Source organism: Tenacibaculum aiptasiae, from assembly GCF_008806755.1.
Classification (GTDB): domain Bacteria; phylum Bacteroidota; class Bacteroidia; order Flavobacteriales; family Flavobacteriaceae; genus Polaribacter; species Polaribacter aiptasiae.
Genome location: NZ_WAAU01000003.1, coordinates 120,007 through 137,462 on the forward strand (window position 1 = coordinate 120,007; position 17,456 = coordinate 137,462).

General features: G+C 29.2%; 20 protein-coding genes. 11 read left to right on the forward strand and 9 right to left on the reverse strand.

All coding sequences use genetic code 11. From position 1 onward, the window contains the following. From F7018_RS00585 to F7018_RS00610, 6 genes are all read left to right on the forward strand, one after another. Window positions 1-1,287 carry a D-arabinono-1,4-lactone oxidase gene (locus F7018_RS00585; RefSeq protein WP_150898034.1) on the forward strand — a complete coding sequence of 429 codons (1,287 nt, stop codon included), beginning with the start codon at window positions 1-3 and terminating at the stop codon, window positions 1,285-1,287. Next, window positions 1,288-2,484, forward strand: a complete 1,197-nt coding sequence (locus F7018_RS00590) for an alanine racemase (RefSeq protein WP_150898035.1) — start codon at window positions 1,288-1,290, stop codon at window positions 2,482-2,484. It abuts the gene before it with no gap. A 49-nt stretch (window positions 2,485-2,533) separates the two neighbouring features. Continuing rightward, the gene (locus tag F7018_RS00595; protein WP_150898036.1) at window positions 2,534-2,986 is read left to right on the forward strand and encodes a YHS domain-containing (seleno)protein; all 453 of its coding nucleotides are present in this window, start codon (window positions 2,534-2,536) and stop codon (window positions 2,984-2,986) included. Window positions 2,987-2,992: 6 nt separating this feature from the next. Beyond that, complete coding sequence (locus F7018_RS00600) at window positions 2,993-3,427, forward strand: YHS domain-containing (seleno)protein (RefSeq protein ID WP_150898037.1); 435 nt, start codon at window positions 2,993-2,995, stop codon at window positions 3,425-3,427. A gap of 113 nt (window positions 3,428-3,540) precedes the next feature. Continuing rightward, complete coding sequence (locus F7018_RS00605; protein WP_150898038.1) at window positions 3,541-5,187, forward strand: glycerol-3-phosphate dehydrogenase/oxidase; 1,647 nt, start codon at window positions 3,541-3,543, stop codon at window positions 5,185-5,187. A gap of 102 nt (window positions 5,188-5,289) precedes the next feature. After that, window positions 5,290-5,793: a hypothetical protein gene (locus F7018_RS00610; RefSeq protein ID WP_150898039.1), complete on the forward strand. Its 504-nt coding sequence runs from the start codon at window positions 5,290-5,292 to the stop codon at window positions 5,791-5,793. 80 nt (window positions 5,794-5,873) lie between these two features. Here the strand turns inward: F7018_RS00610 and F7018_RS00615 are convergent, their stop codons facing one another. The 3 genes from F7018_RS00615 to F7018_RS00625 all read right to left on the reverse strand — a co-directional run bounded on the left by F7018_RS00615 (window position 5,874) and on the right by F7018_RS00625 (window position 9,033). Beyond that, window positions 5,874-7,142, reverse strand: coding sequence for an MFS transporter (locus F7018_RS00615; RefSeq protein ID WP_150898040.1), 1,269 nt, complete (start codon window positions 7,140-7,142; stop codon window positions 5,874-5,876). Window positions 7,143-7,151: 9 nt separating this feature from the next. Beyond that, window positions 7,152-7,811, reverse strand: coding sequence for a hypothetical protein (locus tag F7018_RS00620; RefSeq protein ID WP_150898041.1), 660 nt, complete (start codon window positions 7,809-7,811; stop codon window positions 7,152-7,154). A gap of 226 nt (window positions 7,812-8,037) precedes the next feature. Continuing rightward, window positions 8,038-9,033 (reverse strand): NAD(P)H-dependent glycerol-3-phosphate dehydrogenase, encoded by a 996-nt coding sequence (locus F7018_RS00625; RefSeq protein WP_150898042.1) that lies wholly within the window; start codon window positions 9,031-9,033, stop codon window positions 8,038-8,040. Window positions 9,034-9,127: 94 nt separating this feature from the next. On the opposite strand from F7018_RS00625, the gene F7018_RS00630 reads away from it, so the two are divergent. Genes F7018_RS00630 through dut form a run of 3 tightly spaced genes read left to right on the forward strand, consistent with a single transcriptional unit; the run spans window position 9,128 to window position 10,759 of the window. Next, complete coding sequence (locus F7018_RS00630) at window positions 9,128-9,577, forward strand: hypothetical protein (RefSeq protein WP_150898043.1); 450 nt, start codon at window positions 9,128-9,130, stop codon at window positions 9,575-9,577. Beyond that, a complete protein-coding gene (locus F7018_RS00635; protein WP_150898044.1) occupies window positions 9,552-10,331 on the forward strand; it encodes a tetratricopeptide repeat protein in 780 nt (259 codons plus the stop codon). The genes F7018_RS00630 and F7018_RS00635 overlap by 26 nt, the downstream gene beginning before the upstream one ends. Beyond that, a complete protein-coding gene (gene dut / locus F7018_RS00640; RefSeq protein WP_150898045.1) occupies window positions 10,328-10,759 on the forward strand; it encodes a dUTP diphosphatase in 432 nt (143 codons plus the stop codon). Before F7018_RS00635 ends, dut begins: the two co-directional genes overlap by 4 nt. Here the strand turns inward: dut and F7018_RS00645 are convergent. From F7018_RS00645 to recA, 4 genes are all read right to left on the reverse strand, one after another. Further along, window positions 10,756-11,295 (reverse strand): GNAT family N-acetyltransferase, encoded by a 540-nt coding sequence (locus F7018_RS00645; protein ID WP_150898046.1) that lies wholly within the window; start codon window positions 11,293-11,295, stop codon window positions 10,756-10,758. The two genes, dut and F7018_RS00645, sit on opposite strands and share 4 nt — an antisense overlap. Window positions 11,296-11,297: 2 nt before the next feature. Further along, window positions 11,298-12,980, reverse strand: coding sequence for an amidohydrolase (locus F7018_RS00650; RefSeq protein WP_217701339.1), 1,683 nt, complete (start codon window positions 12,978-12,980; stop codon window positions 11,298-11,300). Window positions 12,981-13,009: 29 nt separating this feature from the next. Beyond that, on the reverse strand, window positions 13,010-13,870 hold the full coding sequence (locus F7018_RS00655; RefSeq protein WP_150898048.1) for an AraC family transcriptional regulator: 861 nt from the start codon (window positions 13,868-13,870) through the stop codon (window positions 13,010-13,012). A gap of 127 nt (window positions 13,871-13,997) precedes the next feature. Next, the gene (gene recA, locus F7018_RS00660) at window positions 13,998-15,005 is read right to left on the reverse strand and encodes a recombinase RecA (RefSeq protein WP_150898049.1); all 1,008 of its coding nucleotides are present in this window, start codon (window positions 15,003-15,005) and stop codon (window positions 13,998-14,000) included. Between the two features lie 117 nt (window positions 15,006-15,122). On the opposite strand from recA, the gene F7018_RS00665 reads away from it, so the two are divergent. Then, the gene (locus F7018_RS00665) at window positions 15,123-15,914 is read left to right on the forward strand and encodes an aldose epimerase family protein (RefSeq protein ID WP_150898050.1); all 792 of its coding nucleotides are present in this window, start codon (window positions 15,123-15,125) and stop codon (window positions 15,912-15,914) included. Between the two features lie 7 nt (window positions 15,915-15,921). Beyond that, window positions 15,922-16,497: a pseudouridine synthase gene (locus F7018_RS00670; protein ID WP_150898051.1), complete on the forward strand. Its 576-nt coding sequence runs from the start codon at window positions 15,922-15,924 to the stop codon at window positions 16,495-16,497. On the opposite strand, the gene F7018_RS00675 is transcribed toward F7018_RS00670, so the two are convergent. Beyond that, window positions 16,494-16,994 carry a GNAT family N-acetyltransferase gene (locus F7018_RS00675; protein ID WP_150898052.1) on the reverse strand — a complete coding sequence of 167 codons (501 nt, stop codon included), beginning with the start codon at window positions 16,992-16,994 and terminating at the stop codon, window positions 16,494-16,496. The genes F7018_RS00670 and F7018_RS00675 overlap by 4 nt on opposite strands. An 11-nt stretch (window positions 16,995-17,005) precedes the next feature. Continuing rightward, the gene (locus F7018_RS00680) at window positions 17,006-17,443 is read right to left on the reverse strand and encodes a GNAT family N-acetyltransferase (protein ID WP_150898053.1); all 438 of its coding nucleotides are present in this window, start codon (window positions 17,441-17,443) and stop codon (window positions 17,006-17,008) included. Between the last annotated feature and the right edge of the window lie 13 nt (window positions 17,444-17,456).

Consider the following 17,456-nt stretch of genomic DNA (forward strand, 5'->3'; position numbering starts at 1 on the left):
ATGAAAAACTGGTCAAGAAACGTAGAATGGAATCCATCAGAAATAATATATCCTTCTTCAGAAGAAGAAATTCAAGATGTGGTTTTAAAAGCAATACAGTACAACAAAAAAATACGTGTTATTGGATCCGGTCATTCATTTACTCCTCTATGTAGTACAAATGAGATTTTAATAAGTTTAGATAAATATCAAGGAAAAGTAGCTATAAATAAAGAAAAGAATCTAGCAACAATTAAGGCTGGAACAAAATTATCGTTACTGGGAGAATTGTTATTTAAAGAAGGACTCGCTATGGAAAATTTGGGCGATATTAATGTCCAATCCATAGCAGGAGCTATAAGCACAGGAACACATGGAACGGGTCTAGGTTTAAAATCAATAAGCAATCAAGTCGTTGCTTTAAAGTTTGTAAATGGAAAAGGAGAAATTATTGAATGCTCTGAAACCAAAAACGTTGAGTTATTTAAAGCTGCTCAAGTTTCTTTGGGTTGTTTAGGTATTCTTACTGAAATAACTATACAGTGTGTTCCTGCTTATAAATTAAGTCTTCAAAATAAAAAAGAAAAATTAAATGATGTTTTAATCAGCTTAGATCAAAGAAATTCACAAAATAGAAATTTCGAATTCTATTGGATTCCTTATACAAATACAGCTTGGACTAAAACATCCAACATTGTAGAAGATTCTGAACCTGATAAAATTAATTTTTTCAATTACTGGACAGAATACGTTTTAGAGAACTATGTTTTTAAAGTTTTTTGTGAATTTGCAAAATTATTTCCTTCACAAAATAAAACTGTAGCAAACATTACAGCAGCCAGCATCAGTAATGTTAAAAAAACATATTATAGTCATAAAGTGTATGCTACTCAAAGGTTGGTTAAATTTCATGAAATGGAATATAACATTCCTTCAGAAGCATATAAAGACGCCTTTAAAGACATTCAAAAAATTGTTAATTCTAAAAAATTCAATATTCATTTTCCCATTGAAAATCGATGGGTAAAAGGAGACGATGTTTATATGAGTCCAGCATATGGTAGAGATTCGGCATATATAGCTTGCCATGTGTATAATAAAAAAGAGTACAAAGCCTATTTTGCTGCTTTAGAAGAGGTTTTTAAAGCATACAATGGAAGGCCTCATTGGGGAAAAATGAACACTTTTATTACTCAAGATGTTATAAATATGTATCCAAAGTTTGATGTTTTTTTACAAAAAAGAAAAGAACATGATCCTGAAAACATATTTGTAAACCCATACATTAAAACTTTATTCGGTATATAGATGGATGCTTATTTCAATAATCTAAACAAAGAATTAAAAAACTACCGAAGAGCAGTTCCTTGCTTATTAGTAGACTTGGATATTTTAGATAAAAATATAACTACTTTACAATCGAATTTAAGGTCTGATGCTGAATTTAGAATTGTTGTAAAATCTTTACCTTCTTTAGATTTAATTAAGTATGTTTTACAAAAAACAAACACTCATAAATTAATGGTTTTTCATCAACCATTTTTAACCCATTTATCATCTGAATTAGACCATCAAAAAGATATATTATTAGGTAAACCAATGCCTATTAAAACAGCTCATTTTTTCTATCAAAACTTACCTCAACATCATCATGGATTTAATCCTTTTACACAAATTCAATGGTTGGTAGATACAAAAAAAAGAATACAAGAATACATTAATCTAGCAAAGCAGCTTCAACAAAAAATTCGTTTAAATATCGAAATTGATGTAGGGCTACATCGAGGTGGTTTTAACTCTATAGACTCATTAAAAGAAGGTCTAGAACTGATAAAAGAGCATCAAGATTATGTTGAATTTTCTGGTTTTATGGGATATGATCCTCATGTAGTAAAACTTCCTAAAATAATTTTATCTGAAAAGAAAGCTTTACAAAAAGCCAATACTTTTTATGAACAATGCAAGCAATTGGTTGAACAAAACTTTTCTTCCTTATGGAAGGAAGATTTAACATTTAACGGCGCTGGAAGTCCTACTTTAAATTTACATAAAACAAATAAATCTCCAATTAATGACATTGCTATTGGTTCTTGTCTTGTAAAACCTTCAACTTTTAATATTCCTTCTTTAAAAGATTTTACTGCTGCTTCTTTTATTGCAACTCCTATTTTAAAAAAGTTCAAAAACACTACTATTCCAGGTATCGAAAAATACAAATGGTTTTTAAATATACTTAATTCAATAAACAAACAATCTTACTTTATTTACGGTGGTTATTGGAAGGCAGATTATTATTACCCTGAAAACATTAAAGAAAATAACTTATTTGGTAAATCAACTAATCAAACTATGATAAACGCTCCCATAAAAACAACTTTAAATGTTGATGATTTTGTGTTTTTAAAACCTCAACAAAGTGAGTTCGTTTTTTTACAATTTGGTGAAATTCTTCCTATTAAAAACGGGAAAATATTAAACCCTTGGTGCTTATTAAAAAATAATTAATTGTAATTATCTATCTTTTTCATCGACTATCTAAAAAATTTTAAAAACGATGAAACAAATTCTTACACTTCTATTACTTACAGTTTCTACTGTTTTAATAGCTCAAAAGACTGATTATAATACAAAAAAAGGTTATGTAGCCGAAGGTTTTGATGTAGTATCATATTTTGAAGATGGAAAACCTTTAGAAGGTAAAAAGAAATTTCAAACTACATATGATGGTACTAAATTCAAATTCTCTTCAGAAAAAAATTTAAATCTTTTCAAAGAAAATCCAGTAAAATATATTCCTCAATACGGTGGTTACTGTGCTTATGCTATAGCTGAGAAAAACAAAAAAATGTATATCGATCCTGAAGTATATGAAATACGTGATGGTAAACTATATCTTTTTTACAGCTCTTGGATAGGTAGTAAACTTGGCGATTGGCAAGAAGGTGATGTAAAAAAGAGACAAATGAGAGGTGATAAAAATTGGGAAACTTTAAAGCATAAAAAATAACAATCGATGAAAAAAATATGGATTTTATTCGTATTTCTATCAACTGCATTAGTTGCTCAGGAGTACAATACTAAAAAAGGAGCTGTAGCCAGCGGTTATGATGTAGTTGCTTATTTTTCTAATAAAGCAGTAAAAGGAAATAAAAAAATTACAACAAAGTATGATGGTGTTTCTTTTCGATTTTCCTCTCAAGAAAATTTAAACTTATTTAAACAAAATCCTAAAAAATATATACCACAATACGGTGGATACTGTGCATATGCTATTGGTAAAACTGGAGAAAAAGTAAGTATTAATCCAAAGACTTTTGAAATAAGAAACGGTAAACTATACTTATTTTATAATTCTTGGGGAACCAATACACTTGAACTTTGGCAAAAAGAAGGTGCCGATGAGTTAAAAAATAGTGCAGATAAAAATTGGAAAAAAATAAATCATTAAATGGTTTATGTGTTGCGGGGGCGACTATAAAGAGTTGAATTAATTTTCAACTCTTTTTTTATTGATATCTACTTCTTTTTATTCTTATTTTTGTTAGGAACAAAAAATATTCTATGAACAAATTTTCATTTTTTAACCGAACAAATACTCAAAAAGAAATACAAGAAACCGAATTTGATATTTTAATTATTGGAGGAGGTATTACAGGAGCAGGAATTGCTTTAGATGCAGCTTCAAGAGGAATGAAAGTTGCACTAGTAGAAAAAAATGATTTTGCTTCGGGTACCTCAAGTAAATCAACAAAACTAATTCATGGTGGTTTACGATATTTAAAACAATTTGATTTTTGGTTGGTAAAAGAAGTGGGAACAGAACGAGCAATTGTTCATAAAATAGCTCCACATTTGGTCATTCCTGAAAAAATGATTTTACCTTTAATTGATGGAGGAACTTATGGTTCTTGGTTAACTTCTATAGGTTTAAAAGTATACGACGTTTTAGCTTCTGTTGAAGGTGATGATAAACGTAAAATGCTTGATAAAAAAGAAGCACTTCAAAAAGAACCATTATTACCTGAAAATATTTTAAATGGCGCTGGTTATTATGCTGAATATCGTACTGATGATGCTCGTTTAACCATTGAAGTATTAAAAACCGCTAGTCAATATAACGCTCAAATACTTAATTATACCAAAGCAAATGAATTTATTTATAAAAATAAACGAGTTGTTGGAGCTAAAGTAACTGATGAGTTTACCAATGAAACATATGAAATTAAAGCTAAATATGTAGTAAATGCAGCAGGTCCTTGGGTTGATGAACTACGTCAAATAAATAATTCAAAAATTGGTAAACGATTGCATTTGACAAAAGGAGTACATTTGGTGGTTGCTCATGAAAAATTACCAGTAAAACAATCTGTTTATTTTGATATTCCTGATGGACGAATGATGTTTGCTATTCCTCGAGGAAAAGTAACTTATTTTGGTACTACTGATACCAACTTTCAGCAAGATAAAAATACTGTAGAAACAAGTATTGTTGATGCCATGTATTTAATAGAAGCTGTAAATAACATGTTTCCTGAAGTCACCTTAACTATTGATGATATTCAATCTTCATGGGCTGGTTTACGTCCTTTAATTCATGAGGAAGGGAAATCTGCTTCAGAATTATCTAGGAAAGATGAAATTTTCGTTTCCGATACTAAATTAATATCTATAGCTGGAGGTAAATTAACCGGATACAGAAAAATGGCTGAACGAATTGTTGATTTGGTTGCTAAAAAAATGGTTCGTCGTTTTGAAATTGAATTTGAACCTATTCAAACTGAAGATATCATTTTAACAGGTGGTCCTTTTCAGAATTACAAATCGGTAAATTTATACATAGAACAAGTTGCTAAAAATTTAAAAAACCATGGTTTTACAAAAACAGATGCTGCTTATTTAGTTCATAATTATGGAAAACAAACCGATGTAATTATTGATAAGTTTAACGAATTAAAAGATGAAGATTATCTACTTCGTTTATTAAAAGCAGAAACTTGGTTTACCATTCAACATGAAATGACTTGTACTCCAACCGATTTTTTTATGCGTAGAACAGGCAGATTATTCTTCGATAAGCCTAGTGTTGATACATATAAATATGAAGTTTTAAAAGAGTTTTCAAATTATTATAATTGGTCAGATACTGAAAATCAGAAGTATTTAAAAGAATTAGAATCAAAAATAGAAATGGCTGTAAACTTTAACTAATCGCTTTACATAATTTAATTGTTAGGAAAAACATTTATTATATCTTTGGCGGGCTAAAAATTTTCTGAAAAAGATTGTTGTACAATTAATAATTAAAGTAAAATGAAACATAGAATATTTGTATTCATATTTTTATTGAGTAGTCTTATTGCAAAAAGTCAAACTAGTAATATTATGACTTCCTCTGAATTTGAAGGAATCAAAATAAATACTACTACTTTGGCTGATTTAAAAAAAACAAAAGGTAAACAATCTGCTGTTGAGAAATTATTAGGGCCTGCTGCTTCATTTAGTATGAACGAAACAGAAACTTATTATTACTTCACATTTAATGGTTTAAAAGTAGATTTTTCTACTATGGGTAGTAAGCCTTTTGTAGAATCTTTTGAAATAAATAGTAATGCATCTTCTATTACAATTAAAGGTGCTACTGTTACAATTGGAGATAACATTAGTAAATTAGGTAAAATTGTATTTAGCTTAGGTAGAAATGGTGCTAAAAGTATTTTATTTACTGAATGTGAAGATTGTGATGCTTTTATTAATATAGAATTTGATCAAGCTGCAAATACCATTACTAAAATTAGTTACATGGATATGTCTTAAAACAGACCTGTTATATAATATAAAACCCCGTAAGAGAATTCTTTTACGGGGTTTATTTTTATAGTGAAATTATAATAGTACTATTCTATTTTCTCATGTGCTTCTAAATCCTTTGTTAGATCTAACTTTCGTAATGTTGGATTTAAAACACCTGTTGTAATTACCGTAATTAAGGTCATAGTTCCACCAAAAACTACTGCAGTAACCGTTCCCATTAATTTTGCAGTTAAACCGCTCTCAAACGCTCCTAACTCATTTGATGACCCAACAAACATAGAATTTACTGAAGCAACTCTACCTCTCATATGATCTGGTGTTTTTAATTGTAAAATAGTTTGTCTTATAACCATTGAAATTCCATCGGTAACACCGCTAAAAAACAAAGCTAATAAGGATACCCAAAAAATTGATGAAAGTCCGAATACAATAATACATACTCCAAAGCCAAAAATGGCTGCTAGTAATTTCATACCAGCATTTTTACTAATTGGTATATATGCTGTAATTAACATCGTTAAAGATGCTCCTACAGCTGGGGCTGCATATAAAATTCCAAAACCTGAAGCTCCAACATCCAATATATCTTTAGCAAATACAGGTAATAATGCAATAGCTCCTCCAAACAATACCGAAATCATATCTAACGTAATAGCTCCTAAAATTACTTTTGTTTTAAACACAAATGAAATTCCTTCTTTTAAACTCTTTTTTATTGGCTCCCCCTTTTTATGATTCATTATTGGCTTTTTCTTTATAAAGAATACAAATAATAAAGATATTACTACCAATAGAAAAACAATATTTAAAGAAAATGGTACTCCACAAAAAGCTATTGTAAGTCCAGCAAAAGCAGGCCCTAAAACCTTAGCTACTTGCCAAGTAGAACTACTCCAAGTAGCTGCATTAGGGTATAATTTTTTAGGTACAATTAGTGATATTAACGAAAAAATAGTAGGACCAAAAAATGAACGCAAGAACCCTCCAAAAAATACCAATGCATAAATGGAGTATAAAACTGTATTAGAACTCCAATTTTCAACAAATTCAGGAGTAGTTAAAAAATACAAACCAAAACTTATTAAAGAAAATAAGGCTATACATAAAGCTAAGAGGTTTCTTTTTTCTTTTTGATCTACTATGTGTCCTGCAAATAACGCCATAGAAAATGCTGGAACAAATTCACAAGCCCCAATAATACCAAGACTTAATTCACTTTCTGTCATGTCATATACCTTCCATTCAATAATAACAAACTGCATTGACCAAGCAAAAACCAATAAAAAACGCACTAAAAGAAAAATATTAAATTCCTTAATTCTTAGTGATGCGTAGGGATCTTTTTTATCCATTCTTTTGTTTTAATTCAGTTTTAAATCCATTAAAATGGCAAAAGTTTCATTAATATCTTGTTCTTTTACAACAATTGTCATTTCATGAGTTGTAGATATTACCTCTTGTACTGCTATGTTTGCCCAAGCAAACTGTTTTAAAATAAAATAGTAAACTCCTGATTGCTCTAAGTTATCTTTTGGTAATTTTATTGTAATTGAAGCTAAATCATTAACATTATTAATTAACGTTTCACGTTTAAAAATTTCTTCAACATAAGGTTGTAAATTTTTACTCGTAACAATATTTGTTTCAAATATTCCTTGAGAAACCGTTAAGAAATAATCGTTACTATCTGCCGATTTACTTAAAATTTTAGCAATCTCTTTTAATAATGAAGTTGTATTTTTAAACGTAAAATCGCATAAGTCAGAACGTACTATTACATCGCCTAAATCAAGAGCTAAACGTTTAATATTTTTACGTACTCTTAATTCGTTAGCAGGTGATAGCCTGTTAATAGCCATCATTACTGCACCAACTTTTACTTCCTTTTTTAAAAGCTTTGATACTTCTGGTAAAATTTCTCTAGCTAAAGAGGATACATTGATAAGCTTCTCATTTAAAGCTTCTTCAATAAACGGTGTCTTTCTAATTGTAATTTCTACAGCTTCTTGTATCGTTTTCATTATTGTTTGATTTTAAACGAATCTATAAAATTTTAAACTAACTGTAAAATTATTTCTCTAATTTAAATAAGAATATATTTTTACAAAAAAGTTTGTCAATCAGAATTTTAAATTAAATTTGTCGTTATTGTAATTCGTTACAAAACCTACACACAACTCAATCTAGAAGCGATTGGTGAGTAGACTTCTTTTTATTAAGAAGGATTATTTGTACAAATGCAGACAACTAATCTAATCTATTTGTTAACTTTAAAAACTCATCTTTCGCTTCTTTTTTGTCGTATAAGACATTATAAACAGCGTCGATAATAGGAGTTTTTGCACCGTTTTTCTGATTAATTTTATAAGCACTCTTTGTAGCATAGTACCCTTCTGCAACCATACTCATTTCAAACATAGCCGATTTTACAGTGTAACCTTTACCAATCATATTTCCAAACATTCTGTTTCTACTAAAAACTGAATATCCTGTAACTAATAAATCTCCTAAATAGGCCGAATTATTAATGTTACGTTTCATTTTATGAACCTTTTTAATAAATCGTTTCATTTCACGAATCGCATTACTCATCAATACCGATTGGAAATTATCTCCATAACCTAAACCATGCGCTATACCTGCAGCTATTGCATAGATGTTTTTTAACATGGCAGCATATTCTGTACCAATAATATCGTCAGATATTTTAGTTTTTATATAACGTCCAGCAATAAACTTACTTAAATCTTTTGCTTTTTGTTCGTCCTGACAAGCTAAGGTTAAGTACGATAATCGTTCCATAGCAACTTCTTCTGCATGGCAAGGACCAGTAATAACTCCTATGTTTTCAAAAGGCACATTATGAATATCATGGAAATGCTCACCTACTATTAATCCCGACTCGGGAACGATTCCTTTTATTGCCGAAAAAATAATTTTATTTTCAAGTGAAACAGACAATTTTTCTAGTTCAGTTTTTAGAAATGCTGATGGAATTGCAAAAATTAAAACATCATAATTTTCTACAATGTAATTCATATCATCAGACAAATCTAATTGCTCTGGATGTAGTTCTGCAGAACTTAAATAACTAGGATTATGTTTATTACGTTTTATATGTTCAATAGCATATACACTTCGCATATACCAACCAATAGTATCTAGGTTTTCTGATAACATTTTTACAATAGCCGTAGCCCAACTTCCTCCACCTAAAACTGCTATCTTTTGATGTGTACTCATAGTAGTATTTTATTTCTAAGACAAAATTAATAAAACTATAAACTACTATCTATAACTTAAAGGTATTATATTTGAAGGTTGAAAAAAATGAAAAATGAAAACCTTCAAAATTGCGCTTATTTTCTTAATATTTCTTTCATCTTGTATTAAAAAAAAAGAACCCTGTGAAGAATATTCTGAACCTTATTATTCATCTAAACTTATAAACTTTTCTTACCAATATCATAACACTAAAATTAAAGGAGAAAATATTACCATAAGAAATTCTTTTGAAAAATTAATTTCTCAAGAACATAATATTATTCCCGAAAACGGTATGATTATTTTGAAAATACATATCGATAAATTTGGCGTTTTTTGCAATCAGGAAAACTTTCAAATTGATGAAAATTATCAGCCAGTATCTTTTAATAATGGAGAACTTATAAAGAAAATTGAAACAGTTTCAAGTAACTTATCTGGCTGGCAAAATGATACCGAGACCAAAACATTTTATTTAATTCGTTTAAAAATTAAAGATGGAATTATTAAAGAAATTTTTTAAAGCAATAGGTGCTTTATTATTCATTTTTGTAATAGGTATCTTAGGTTATTTATATTTTTGTAATAAAATTTACCAAAAAGAATATGCTGAAAAAGCTAAAAAAATTGAAGCTTTTGAAAGTACAGATAGTAACGATTATTATAAATATTCTATAGATTTTAATAAAGCTGGAGATTTTACTACTGGTTTTAAATATTTAAATAAAGCTGTAGAACTAGAACCTGAAAAACATCTTGGGTACAGAGGGTGGATAAATTTAAGAAAACTCAGAAATTATGATAAAGCCTTATCAGATTTTAATAAACTTGATAGTTTAACGCCAAATTTTGTTGATGCGCCTTGGAATGAAGATATTGACTTTTTAAGAGGTGAATGTTATTTTGGTAAAAAAGATTATAATACATCTATAATTTACTTTAATCAAAGTATAATAAACCAAAATGGAGATGAATGGGTAGATATACAAACTTTTGTTTATTTAGGCATCTCTCAATTTAAATTAAATAATTATGAAAAAGCTATTAATGAATTAAAAAGAGCTTTAAAACAATCAGAATATACTTGTGAAGCTCATTATTGGTTAGCTAAAACCTATTTAAAATTGAAAAAAATTAAAAAAGCTAATTATCATATTTTAAAAGCTGAGGAATATATAGATTATAAGAGAGAAGATTTTTATAATGAATTTTTAAATGAAATATATTTATCCGAAATTATAGATCTAAAACTACAAATGAATAAAATAAAAATATGAACGTACAAATAATTAACAAATCAAAACACCAAACTCCTGCTTATGAGACTGAAGGTTCGGCTGGTATGGACTTACGTGCCAATATTGATGCTGCTATAACTTTAAAGCCATTAGAAAGAGCTATTATTAAAACTGGTTTATTTATAGCTTTGCCGCAGGGTTATGAAGCACAGGTACGTCCGCGAAGCGGACTCGCTGCCAAAAAAGGAATTACTGTTTTAAATGCTCCAGGTACTGTTGATGCTGATTATAGAGGCGAAATTGGAGTAATTTTAGTAAACTTATCTAACGAAGATTTTATAGTTAACGATGGAGAACGTATTGCACAACTTGTTATTGCTAAACACGAACGTGTAAACTGGCAAGAAGTTACGGTTTTAGACGAAACTGAACGTGGTGCTGGTGGTTTTGGTAGTACTGGAGTTTAATTCAACTTTTTGTAAAGTTGGCTCATTTTTCTGACATTATCATACAACAAGTCAAAATCTAAAAAACAATGTGAATGATATTGGTATCCTTGTTTTTTATAAAACTTAAACGCTTGTGGTTTTTCATCCATAGCATCTAGCCAAATAAGTTCATATTGTTTTTTTATTGCTTCTTTTTCTAACCAAGTTAATAAGGATTTTCCTATACCATTCCCTTGTACTTTTGAATGTAAATATATTCTATGCAATTTTACACTTCTTTGATCTTCAAAACCAGCTAACTTCTTATCCCAAAGAATTCTAAAATTACCTATTATTTCATTTTTAAATAGCACAAAATAATACGCAGCGTTTTCTTCTAAAAGTTCTTTTTTTATATTCTCTTTTGAATACTGACTATCCAAATACCAACTTCCATCATCTTTCCAGAAATGATTATAAGCAGCTGGATAAACTTCTTTCATTAATGTAAAAAGAGACTCCGAATCTGTAATCGAAATCTCTTTTAATTGTATGTTTTCTGATATGTTTATCAAGGCTATTTTTTATAAATTTCTTTCCCGTTAAAAATAGTCAAAATAACTTTTGTTTGTTTAATTTGAGAGGTAGAAATTGTAAAAATATCTCGATCTAAAACTACAAAGTCTGCCAACTTCCCTACTTCCAATGAACCTACTTTATTTTCTTGTCTCATTACATAGGCTCCATTAATTGTATACGCTTTAATTGCTTCTTCTAAACTTATATTTTGTGGAGATCTTGTAACTGCATTTTGAAGTCCAATGAATGGATTTAATGAACTCACATTCCAATCGCTACTTAAAGTTAACCTAGCTCCCGCTTCTTTTAATGATTTTATTGGAACTTGATTATCAGCCAACGTACTTCCTAACAAATGATTATTATGATGCCAATTTTGTGGTTGCGTAAAATCTCCAGCTACTTGCGCATCTGCTGTTACGTTTAATTGTTTAAATCTGTTCATATCTGATAAAGAAACCATTTCAACATGTGTTAAACGATGCCTTCCCTTATCTGATCCACTTTTTTGAATAGCGTTTAAAGCTTCTGTAACTCCCCTGTCGCCAATAGCATGTATATGAAAATCAAAACCAACCGATTCTAGTTCCTGAACATACTTTGCTATTCTGTTTTCAGTAAAATAATTCAATCCATTATTGGTAGGTTGATTAAAATAGTCTTCTTTATAGTTACTGTGTAAAGCTGCTGTTGTATTATGTGTTATACCATCTGAATACAATTTAATTTGATTAATTTTTAATAAACTGTTTTCATTATTTTCAAATAATGTTTTTAGTGATGCTATTTGACTTGCATCATCAGCTGTAGGATATGCCCATAAACCTAAATTAAAACGAGCTGTTAGTTTACCATTATCTGCTAAATTTTTCCATGTTTTATGCTGATCTCTTTTCCAATAAGTTCTCGCGTCAGAAACTGATGTTATTCCATGTTTTGCTAGCTCTGGTAAAACATAAGAAACCATCCCATCATATTCTCCATTCGCATCTTTTAAAGCAGTTAATGCTTGCTGATAAACTAGGTCTCCAGCATTGTCTATTAGAACTCCATTTAAAGCGCCGTTGTCTTTCATTATAATTCCGCCTTGCGGATTTTTGCTCGCCCCCGTAATTCCTGCCATTTCTAAACCTTTTGAATTGATCCACATAGAGTGCGATGTTTGTTCCATAATAATTACTGGCCTATCTGAAACTGCTTCATCTATAATTTCTAACGGACTTCTTTGAGCGTCAAATAATGCTCCTATTGAATGTCCAAAACCTATTAACCACTTTACATTTGGATTATCTTGAGCTGCCTTTTTTATTATTGATATATAATTTTCTGCATCACTTTCGTTTTCATTTAATGTAAAAACAGTAGTTGTCGATCCTACTTCCATTGGATGCATATGAACATCATGAAAACCTGGTAATACTAACTTTCCTTTTAAATTAATTTTTTCAGCTCCTTTTTCTATCTTTTGCTCTGCTTCAGAATTAGAACCTACAAAAACTATTTTATTTTTTTCAATAATTAAGGCTTCAGCCCATGGTTGAGCTTCATTTACTGTAAATATTTTTCCGTTATAATACATTTTTTGTGTACTAGAATTGTCTTTTATTACAGCTATATCTTCTTTTTTACTACAAGAGTTTGAAGTTAGTATTAAGCTAAAAAATATGATTAATAATTTCATTTTCTTCATTTTAATGTCGATTTTAAAAATCAACCTTTTAAGGGTACATAAATTTCTGTTTCGTATTCTTTTGGATTCTCTGTATGAGATTCGTGTTTTGTATAAAATTCTAAAAAAGGATCTTCTGATATTTCTTTGTCAGTTGCAAATAACCAACTACTAAATATTTTATCGTAGGTTTTACTTATTGATTTATAATCTCCTACATGTGTAAAGACAGCATATTTCTTACTTGGTATGTTCTTTACTTTAAATTTTTTATCTGGTATTTTTAAAGTATCATCAATTACTAAACAAGCATCGTAATTATAGTTTATACTTTCTGAAATAATAGGTTCGTCCCAAATTATTCCAAAAGATTCTAGCTCTTCTATTTCAACTTTATAGCTTTCAACTTCTTCTAATAACTGATCCCAAATTTCATCAACCTTAGTACTATAATAATCTCCTTTATACGTTTTATACACTACTTTTTTGGTTTCTAAAACAGTAATTCTGTCTTCATAAAAAGGCATAATTGTATTTGTTTTATTACTATTTTTTTTAAGAATTTCTTCTTTTCTATTTCTATAAATAGCTGGTGTAATTCCAAAATGTTTTTTAAATGATTTACTAAAAGATTGTACGTCCGAATAGCCAACATTTTCTGCTATTTGCTTGATTTCATCTTTTGTAAACAACAACATTTTAGCGCCATTTTCTATTTTTAATCTTGTTACATAAGCTCCTATAGTTTCATTATAATATGCTTTGAAAATACGTTGAAGATTTCTGTACGAGAAATTAGATAGCTCTTCCAATTCTTCTATTAAAATCTTTTTATTGTATTGGGTTCTTACATAGGAAACTACCTGTTGCAATCGGCTTTTATAGAATTCTTTTGTTTCCATACTGCAAATGTAAAAGGAAGGTTTAGTTTAGGTTTTGTCTTAAATTGACAACTTAAAATATACAAAAAAAAGCTGTTGAAATATTTCAACAGCTTCTTAGTAGTAGTTTGAACTTTTAATTTAAAACTTATTCTTGATTTTCAATAGCATCTTTAATTTTTCCTTCAAGTTCTTCAGCTAATTCTGGGTTGTCTTTAATTAAATTTTTAACTGCATCTCTACCCTGACCTAGCTTAGTATCTCCATAACTAAACCACGAACCACTTTTCTTTATAATACCGTATTCTACACCAATATCTAATACTTCTCCTACTTTTGATATTCCTTCTCCATACATAATATCAAACTCTGTCATTTGGAAAGGTGGTGCTACTTTATTTTTAACAATTTTTACTTTAGTACTGTTACCAATTACTCTATCGCCATCTTTTATTTGTGTTCTACGACGAATATCTAAACGAACTGAAGCATAGAATTTTAAAGCGTTACCTCCAGTTGTTGTTTCTGGATTTCCAAACATTACTCCAATTTTTTCACGTAATTGGTTAATGAATATAACTGTACATTTTGTTTTACTAATTGTACCTGTTAATTTACGTAACGCTTGAGACATTAAACGGGCATGTAATCCCATTTTAGAATCTCCCATTTCACCTTCAATTTCCGATTTCGGTGTTAAAGCTGCAACCGAGTCAACTACAACAATATCAATTGCTCCAGAACGAATTAAGTTATCGGCAATTTCTAATGCTTGTTCACCATGATCTGGTTGTGAAATAATTAAATTATCAACATCTACTCCTAAACTTTCTGCATAAAAACGATCAAAAGCGTGCTCTGCATCAATAAATGCTGCAATACCTCCAGCTTTTTGCGCTTCTGCAATTGCATGGATTGTTAAAGTCGTTTTACCAGATGATTCTGGTCCGTAAATTTCTATAATTCTACCACGAGGATATCCTCCTACTCCTAAAGCTAAATCTAAACCTAAAGATCCTGATGATATTGCATCTACATCTTCTACCTGGCTGTCACCTAACTTCATTACCGTTCCCTTACCGTAAGTCTTATCTAACTTATCTAAAGTAAGTTGAAGCGCTTTTAATTTTGCTTCTTTTTCTTTATCTGCTGCCATAAATCGTGCTAATTATATTATAAAATAAGAGTCGCTAAGTTATAAAAAACTCCTCTTATTTTCCTATCTTTTTTATGCTACATTTTGTAATATTGTTTTCCTTAATCATTTTAAAAAATGAGTTCTAATATTTTTTTAAATAGTATACATAGTTCTGCTACCATTACAAATGGTGAACTTGTTAGTTTTATTGTTCATAACGAAGAGCTTATTCACTCTAAAGATGCTCCTGGATGGAATGCTTCTGACATTGAAATGTTTCCTGTTATTGGTCCCACAAAACTTAATAATTATACTATTGAAACAATACAAGGTTTTGGTAAACAAGACCAACACGGACTGTTAAGAGAACTTGAATATGAATTAGTTTCTAATGATGATACTAAAGCTATTTTTGAAAAAAAATATGAGAAAAACACTCAAATAAAAAATTCAAAATTTCCTAAAAAATCTACTCAAGAATATTTGTTTTGGCCTTATGATTTTGTGTTTAGAAAAATAATTTCACTATCAAATTCTTCTTTACATATTGATTTTGAAATTATAAGCGATAAAGGAATGCCTTTTATGATTGGCTATCATCCTAGTTTTAAACTTTCTGGTTCTGGAAATGAAATTATAAAAACTAAAGAAGAAGAAATTAGTTTAAAAACTATTTTAGATGTTGGTTCTGCTGCTTATAAAGTTTTAAATACCAACGAAATTTTTTTAGTTAAAGACAATACTTCTAATGTAAAAATTGCCACTGAAAACTTTAACAATTTTATGTTATGGACCGAGGTTAACAATATGGTTTGTATTGAACCTATAAGCCATTATCCATTGTTAACAACTCAAAAATATTCAGAAAAAAATATGAGAATAAGCACTGGTAAAGATCTATTTTCTGTAACCATTAGTGCTTTATAAAATACTTATGAAACACCGTCATTTTATTATTTATAAACCTTATGGTTTTCTATCTCAGTTTATTACAAATCAAAAGAAAGGTGGTAAACATAAGTTATTGGGGGAACTTTTTGATTTCCCTGAAAAGACCATGGCAGTTGGTAGACTCGATGTAAAATCGGAGGGTTTATTATTGTTAACAACTGATGGAAAAGTAAGTGATTTTATTACTACTAGAGGAAAAGTTGAAAAGGAATATTATGTACAAGTTAACGGACAAATAACAACTACCGAAATTGAGCAATTAGAAAACGGTGTTCAAATTGGTTTTGACGGAAAAAAATACATGACTAAACCTTGCAAAGTTAGTATGATAGATACTCCTGAATTTCCTGAACGTTCGAAAAAAATAAGAGACGACCGTCATGGACCAACTTCCTGGATTTCTGTTACTTTAACAGAAGGTAAGTTTAGACAAGTTCGAAAAATGACTTCTGCCGTTGGTTTTCCTACACTTCGTTTAGTTAGAGTTCGTGTAGGTGATATTGAATTAGGTAAAATGGAATCTGGAGAAGTTATTGAAGTTGAAAAACTAATTGATTAAACCTCTCTTTGATAAAGGTTATTAACAGTATCTTTTAATTCTTTTGTTCCAACCTTATTAAAACCTTGTTTTTCATAATATTTACAAAGTTTTGTATTTGTTGAAACTGCATCCAGTCTTAAATATTTATATTGTTTTTGTTGAGCTAAACTTTCTACTTTATTTAAAATAATTTTTCCAACTCCTTTTTTATTGAATTGCTCTCTTACTACTAATGAATGGATATACAACGACTTATCTTCTTGTTTTCCCCAATATAATAGATCTTCTTCTAAAATCCTTACCATTCCTATGGTCTCATTATCAGTATTTTTAATAAAATAAAACTCTTTATTTTCAATACCTTCTTCAACCCATTTAATTTTTTCTAAAGGTGGATTTTTCCAGTATTGCCAATGATCTACATTCATCTTGGCAATTTTTATAGCAGCTTCCTTGAATAAAGATAAAACAACATCCTTATTGTTAATTTCTATTTGACAAAATTCAATAAACATGTAACAATGTTTTATTTAATCATTTTTATATGCGGAATACCATCTTCTAAATACTCAACTCCCTCTTTTTCAAAGCCATGAGATTCATAAAATTTTTGAAGATAACTTTGTGCAGAAATGGTAATTTTAGTTTCGTTATAGTTATCAACAATTGCTTGAACAGAAGCTTTAATTAAATCGTGACCATAGCCATATTTTCGTTCTGTTTCCTTTATAATAACTCTACCAAAGCTTGGTGTATCAAAATATTCACCACTATTAAACAAACGTGCATAAGCTATAATAGTACCATCTTTGATACCAATAACATGTAATGCTTTTTGATCTTTTCCGTCAATATCCTGATATACACAGTTTTGCTCAACAACAAAAACTTCAGAACGTAATTGAAGAATCGCATACAGTTCTGAAGTTGTTAAGTCTTGAAATTTTTTAACTTGAAAATTCACTTAAATATTTCTT

Coding starts and splice junctions, on each gene's coding strand:
- F7018_RS00675 (WP_150898052.1), bottom strand. CDS start 16,994: ATGTTTATTGAATTTTGTCAAATAGAAATTAACAATAAGGATGTTGTT.
- dut (WP_150898045.1), top strand. CDS start 10,328: ATGAACGTACAAATAATTAACAAATCAAAACACCAAACTCCTGCTTAT.
- F7018_RS00630 (WP_150898043.1), top strand. CDS start 9,128: ATGAAAACCTTCAAAATTGCGCTTATTTTCTTAATATTTCTTTCATCT.
- F7018_RS00615 (WP_150898040.1), bottom strand. CDS start 7,142: ATGGATAAAAAAGATCCCTACGCATCACTAAGAATTAAGGAATTTAAT.
- F7018_RS00655 (WP_150898048.1), bottom strand. CDS start 13,870: ATGGAAACAAAAGAATTCTATAAAAGCCGATTGCAACAGGTAGTTTCC.
- F7018_RS00650 (WP_217701339.1), bottom strand. CDS start 12,980: ATGAAATTATTAATCATATTTTTTAGCTTAATACTAACTTCAAACTCT.
- F7018_RS00605 (WP_150898038.1), top strand. CDS start 3,541: ATGAACAAATTTTCATTTTTTAACCGAACAAATACTCAAAAAGAAATA.
- F7018_RS00625 (WP_150898042.1), bottom strand. CDS start 9,033: ATGAGTACACATCAAAAGATAGCAGTTTTAGGTGGAGGAAGTTGGGCT.
- F7018_RS00665 (WP_150898050.1), top strand. CDS start 15,123: ATGAGTTCTAATATTTTTTTAAATAGTATACATAGTTCTGCTACCATT.
- F7018_RS00670 (WP_150898051.1), top strand. CDS start 15,922: ATGAAACACCGTCATTTTATTATTTATAAACCTTATGGTTTTCTATCT.
- F7018_RS00635 (WP_150898044.1), top strand. CDS start 9,552: ATGGAATTATTAAAGAAATTTTTTAAAGCAATAGGTGCTTTATTATTC.
- F7018_RS00590 (WP_150898035.1), top strand. CDS start 1,288: ATGGATGCTTATTTCAATAATCTAAACAAAGAATTAAAAAACTACCGA.
- F7018_RS00600 (WP_150898037.1), top strand. CDS start 2,993: ATGAAAAAAATATGGATTTTATTCGTATTTCTATCAACTGCATTAGTT.
- recA (WP_150898049.1), bottom strand. CDS start 15,005: ATGGCAGCAGATAAAGAAAAAGAAGCAAAATTAAAAGCGCTTCAACTT.
- F7018_RS00585 (WP_150898034.1), top strand. CDS start 1: ATGAAAAACTGGTCAAGAAACGTAGAATGGAATCCATCAGAAATAATA.
- F7018_RS00610 (WP_150898039.1), top strand. CDS start 5,290: ATGAAACATAGAATATTTGTATTCATATTTTTATTGAGTAGTCTTATT.
- F7018_RS00595 (WP_150898036.1), top strand. CDS start 2,534: ATGAAACAAATTCTTACACTTCTATTACTTACAGTTTCTACTGTTTTA.
- F7018_RS00620 (WP_150898041.1), bottom strand. CDS start 7,811: ATGAAAACGATACAAGAAGCTGTAGAAATTACAATTAGAAAGACACCG.